Source organism: Sphingobium sp. 22B (genome assembly GCF_001580035.1).
GTDB classification, from domain to species: domain Bacteria; phylum Pseudomonadota; class Alphaproteobacteria; order Sphingomonadales; family Sphingomonadaceae; genus Sphingobium; species Sphingobium fuliginis.
Window position 1 is genome coordinate 1 of sequence record NZ_LTAB01000064.1, and the last position, 4,093, is coordinate 4,093.

Genomic DNA, 4,093 nt, shown 5'->3' on the forward strand with positions numbered 1-4,093 from the left:
TTCCAGACCAGATCTGGATAAAGAGCCATAACGGCTTCATCCGCTTGTACAATCAAGTTGATTGAATCAGCAGATGCCGGATTGCTTCTGCTATCAGGTGTGTAAATGTAGTATTTTTGTGCCATTTCAATTGGCTCCGTTTATAGTTTGAGGGAACAATTACTTAGATCAGCTTCCGACGCTTAGCTCTTAGTAATTGCGATACGGTGGCGGTACAAAATCCGCCGACCCGTCGTCAAAATGTGGTCTAAGCATCCGCTGTATTCTGCTAGCCGCTGCTAAAAGCTGGTCGAGCTTTGCGCGGTCTAAAGAATTAAAACCGTCGGATATATTTCCACTTGGATCAATGGCAATTGGTTTTGGTGGCGGCACAAGTTGCCCGTAAACAGCGGCAGTAGTCGCTGAAGAAACCACCATTAAACYGATTGCCACAAAACTGTTTACAGCCATCTGTTTGATGTTCATGTAAAAAACCTCTGTTATTGTGCCGTTTAGGACCTATTTCGTAACGTCAGCGCCTCTGGTTTTTTCACCAGTAGAACCGACGATGTGACAGGCTACGTTAACGCCGTTCACTTTGATTGTTTTGGCTTGTCCGACCTGCTCATAGCCTCCCACTGAGGTAGACTTGCACGGACGTGTGAAACGTCTGTACGGTGCTGCATCCTCACGCAAGCCTATATGRCGCATGTGCTCGCGCTTTATTGCGCCGTTTGGAGTGAACGACTGGTTCGGTGCACCAAAGCCGCCGTCATTTGCTACATCCGCAGTTAAACGCGCTACAGCGATTTTGCCCCCGTCAGTCGTATAGGGGAAATTGAATTTTTGATTAGCCATAGAATTGTTCCGAGCTTTTCAGCCGGGTAGCGCTGCATATCGCGCCGGTCTTATTTCAATATAGCACAAGACGACAAAGCAGCAAGCGGGGCAAAAACATACGAACAAAAATACCGCTTGCTGCTTTGTAGCCTACATTATAGCACCGCGCATGGTGGCACGCAATTTGTATTTCCCAACCTGCGGCGACGTCGCCTCCCCCGGAGGGGGACGGGAGGGGGATAGGCTGTTGCAGGCAAAGGGCTTTGCAACCTCATCGGGCTTCCTGGCTCTTGGTAACTCAGTAACAGTACTAAAAGAAGCATCTCAAATATCAGGCCTGTATTGGATCAGCCTTCTTGCAAAGGTCTAAATATTTAGATAAACTCTCTAAATATTTAGATCACTTACTAGAAAGTACTGCCCTCTTGAGAACAAAAAATACTATACTAAAGCTTGATTCCAAGGGGAATCCCTTTTGCGTCGACACCGAATCCGGTGAGGCAAATTTAGATGGATTTCCGGCCTGGCTTCAGAGAAAAAAACGCCCATTTCCCGATAAGTATATCAACGTGTTTGATCGTGGTTTTTATGCATTAGCGAAGATGAATTTGACCGGCAAACAATGCTCGGTTTTGTTCTTGCTTATGACTCAATTGAATTACGAGAACTGGCTTATCATCAGCCAAAAGCAAATTGCCGAAGAATTAAACATCGCTCCACGCAATGTCAGCACGCTGCTGAAAACCTTAGTTGAAAAAGGTGTCTTAGAGCGCAAAACCAATTTGAAAGGTATGACCGTTTACCGGCTCAACCCTTTAATTGCATGGCGTGGAGATACCCATAGTTACTACAATTCCATGGCGCAAAGTCAGCCGACTGCTTTATTTGTTTCTGACAATAAGGTAGAATATGAACCGACGTCCGACGCAGAATAGCCCCGCAAGCAGAAACATTGAGTGAGCAAGCGGGGCTTTTGCATTTTCGCTGCAACCCCCCTCCCGTCCCCCTCCGGGGGAGGCGACGTCGCCGCAGGTTTTGAAAAACTTCAGCCAGGGCATATATTCCTTGAGTATTTTCTGTGACACCAGGGCTAGAGTCACAGAAAAGTAGAAGGTCTGAAAAATGTCAAACAATGAATCTGAAGGATGTAACGCTACAGGTGCTTTCTCAGCTATTCTCAGCGGTGTACGCAAGCGTGATTGTAGGTGTGCTGTTTGTGCTGCTTATAAGAGTTTGCTTACCGTTGTTGAGAAATTAGACAAAGACCTGGACGGATTCCGAGCTAGGCTGAAAGAGCTTGCAATCAAGCCGTGTGGCTTGCCTTGTCAATCTTGCTCTCGTCATAACATCAAGCATTTCTCAAGGTAAGTCGGAGCAACCGCACTGTGAGAAAGGGCGTACTGATCTCCACCTTGGATCAGTACGCCGCCCATTGGCGAAAACTTGACAACCTTACAAAACACAGGTAAAATCAGCGTAAGCGATATCTCTTACGCGATATGCTCCACACACTATGCAGCCGAAAACTTAGTTTAGTTTTCGCGGTGAGAAGAGCATACAAAATCATCCAAGTGTTTTTAATACAAACGTTTGGAAGGCGACTGCAAGCGTTTAGGTAATACTGTGACAGCGCTTTATAGAAAAACAGAAGCACCTGAATTGTGGTGGGCAGAACTATCTAGCCTGTTGCGTTCTTACAATTACCTTAACGGTGACAGAGAATTTGACGGATGGGAGAAGCTGTTTTACGCAGAACCAATGCGTTTGCTAACAATTGATGCTGTTTGTGCCGCAGGGATGCCATCGCCCCCGGTGCTGACATTGGCTGACTTTCAGGATGGAACATACGTCGATATCTGCTGGCAGTACGCTTATGCTCAGATAGTGTACATTCAGTGTCAGGAAACACCGCCATGACTAATAGGCTAGTAACTTATTACCCTCCTGGTGGCGCACCTAGTGACCAGATACCAGTATCACCAGGAGACTTGAAGCTAGCCGGTGGAGTGACGCTCGGAGATGTTTACACAAGCAAAATTCCGACCACCTGGATCAGACGAGATTCGATTAATAGTTTCGTCAGTGAGGGTGATACCACTGTTTCTAGGGATGATTATACGAATGAAGCGTTCGATACGTTTTACCGCATTTCAGCGCTTAATTCGGGCGCGCTCGCTGAAGTAGATATAACTGCGGATCTTCATTGGGAAATTTACGGAAATGTCCGCAACCAAGAGCCGTATGGACCTGACTTGAAATGTATTTGGGAACAAGGTCCATTAGTCCTCTGGGCACGTGGGAGAAGCGTCAATCTGCCAGTAAGTTTCACGACGGAAATACCAGAAGGACTGATTTGCTCCAACGTTGGCGATCCATATTACGACGGTTATACATTGCCGCCAGACGTGCATGATTACTCAGAACCACGCATCATACAAACCGGCATTGACGCTGGAACCACCTACCTAGGGCAAATGATGCCTTTTTCTTTTTACGTAAAAATAATCGGATACCGATTAGCAGGAGACACGGAGGACAGAGATCTAGTGGCTTTAGTTTTACCCGATCCACCATTGATACCAGATGGTGTTCCCTTGCCTACAAACATTCCACGCTCGTCAGCACCTAACTTAATTGGTGGTGTCACTGTGAATGTTGGTGGCACTACGGGATATACACATTTAGATCCGATTGACCCATTCACCTATCAGGTCAACATCGGTGTTCCGTGCCCTTGCACAAACGGCGACAAAGGAGACAAGGGGGACAAAGGCGACCAGGGCGATCCAGGAGCACCAGGAGCACCAGGCAGCACAGGTCCAAAGGGTGACAAAGGCGACAAGGGCGATCCAGGAGACGGTACATCGATGCTCAAAGAGTTTACAGTGACAAGAAAAATGCAAAACCCGCTAACAGGTGCGGTCGAAGACCACGAAGATACTGTCTTTTTACCTACCGACGGAACAAACGACATGGGCACCGCATTTGGTATCTTGTTTCATAGCTTGTTTCAATTACTCCGGGGCTACACTTTGTCAGTGCCTGCTAATAATTTTGAAGGCGAGTACACTCATGTAAACGACCCTTATACCGGAGACACGGGCAATGATACGGGCATAGCTTAATGGCAATCATTGATTTTACTACGCCAGCTTTTGGTGTTATCGACGAGTATTTTGAGTACGTTTGGATTCGTACTCTGGAATTTGATACAAAACAAGGATGGATTGAAGAAGCAGTTGGCAAAGCCGAAGTACCTGGTATGGAACCAGTG

General features: G+C 46.8%; 3 protein-coding genes. 2 read left to right on the forward strand and 1 reads right to left on the reverse strand.

Annotation, left to right across the window (positions count from 1 at the left end):
- Positions 1–189 precede the first annotated feature (189 nt).
- Positions 190–465, reverse strand: coding sequence for a hypothetical protein (locus A0J57_RS26245; protein ID WP_153023178.1), 276 nt, complete (start codon positions 463–465; stop codon positions 190–192).
- Between the two features lie 710 nt (positions 466–1,175).
- Between A0J57_RS26245 and A0J57_RS25735 the strand changes: the two genes are divergently transcribed.
- Together A0J57_RS25735 and A0J57_RS26765 are read left to right on the forward strand one after the other, a co-directional pair.
- Entirely contained in the window at positions 1,176–1,754 is a 579-nt protein-coding gene (locus A0J57_RS25735; protein ID WP_077204197.1) for a replication/maintenance protein RepL, read from the forward strand.
- Between the two features lie 978 nt (positions 1,755–2,732).
- On the forward strand, positions 2,733–3,944 hold the full coding sequence (locus A0J57_RS26765) for a collagen-like protein (RefSeq protein WP_139791718.1): 1,212 nt from the start codon (positions 2,733–2,735) through the stop codon (positions 3,942–3,944).
- Positions 3,945–4,093: the final 149 nt, after the last annotated feature.

Excerpts from the sequence above, each read along its gene's own strand:
- A0J57_RS26765 (WP_139791718.1), top strand. The coding sequence starts at position 2,733 with ATGACTAATAGGCTAGTAACTTATTACCCTCCTGGTGGCGCACCTAGT.